Source organism: Pseudoflavitalea rhizosphaerae, from assembly GCF_003991355.1.
In the GTDB taxonomy this organism is placed as follows: Bacteria; Bacteroidota; Bacteroidia; order Chitinophagales; family Chitinophagaceae; genus Pseudobacter; species Pseudobacter rhizosphaerae.
The window spans coordinates 1-1,309 of sequence record NZ_RCSU01000034.1 but is presented as its reverse complement, the minus strand read 5'-3'; the positions used below and the strand labels follow the sequence as shown (position 1 = coordinate 1,309).

Below are 1,309 nucleotides of genomic sequence, written 5' to 3'. Positions count from 1 at the left end.
GTGATAGTGGTCCTAATCAAACTGCCGAGAAAAACCTCTAAGGTTAGGCTGAAGCGGCCCGTACCGCAAACCGACACAGGTAGTCGAGGCGAATAGCCTAAGGTGCTCGGGTGAGCCGCGGAGAAGGAACTAGGCAAATTGACGCTGTAACTTCGGGATAAAGCGTACCACAGTGATGTGGTCTCAGTAAAATGGTTCAACCAACTGTTTAACAAAAACACAGGGCCCTGCAAAATCGTAAGATGACGTATAGAGCCTGATACCTGCCCGGTGCTGGAAGGTTAAGGAAGGATGTTCGGCGCAAGCCAAAGCTTCTGACTGAAGCCCCAGTAAACGGCGGCCGTAACTATAACGGTCCTAAGGTAGCGAAATTCCTTGTCGGGTAAGTTCCGACCTGCACGAATGGTCTAATGAGTTGAACACTGTCTCCTCCGCGAGCCCGGCGAAATTGTAGTATCGGTGAAGATGCCGGTTACCCGTCACGGGACGGAAAGACCCCGTGAACCTTCACTACAACTTTGCATTGATTTTGAGCAAACAATGTGTAGAATAGTTGGGACGCTTTGAAGCGGTGCCGCCAGGTGCCGTGGAGCGGTCGTTGAAATACCAACCTTTGTTTGCTTAGAGTCTAATCCCTTCCGGGAAACAGTGCATGGTGGGTAGTTTGACTGGGGTGGTCGCCTCCTAAAAAGTAACGGAGGCTTGCAAAGGTTCCCTCAGTACGGTTGGTAATCGTACGCAGAGCGCATTAGTATAAGGGAGCTTGACTGTGAGACAGACACGTCGAGCAGGGGCGAAAGCCGGCTAAAGTGATCCGGTGGTTCTGCATGGAAGGGCCATCGCTCAAAGGATAAAAGGTACTCCGGGGATAACAGGCTGATCTCCCCCAAGAGCTCATATCGACGGGGAGGTTTGGCACCTCGATGTCGGTTCGTCACATCCTGGGGCTGGAGAAGGTCCCAAGGGTTCGGCTGTTCGCCGATTAAAGTGGCACGTGAACTGGGTTCAGAACGTCGCAAGACAGTTCGGTCCCTATCTGTGATGGGCGTTAGAATATTGAGTGGACATGACCTTAGTACGAGAGGACCGGGTCGTACGGACCGCTGGTGTATCTGTTGTGCCGCCAGGTGCAGTGCAGAGTAGCTACGTCCGGCCAGGATAAACGCTGAAAGCATCTAAGCGTGAAACCTTCCACGAGATGAGTATTCTTTTAAGGGTCGTCAGAGACGATGACGTTGATAGGCTACAGATGTAAAAGTGGTAACACTAAAGTCGAGTAGTACTAATTACCCGTACGCTTTAATTTTTT

Annotated in this window: 1 rRNA gene; it reads left to right on the top strand. The window is 51.3% G+C overall.

Annotated elements, in window-relative coordinates:
* Positions 1–1,307, top strand: a 23S ribosomal RNA gene (locus D9Y29_RS26395); the annotation flags it as partial.
* Positions 1,308–1,309: the final 2 nt, after the last annotated feature.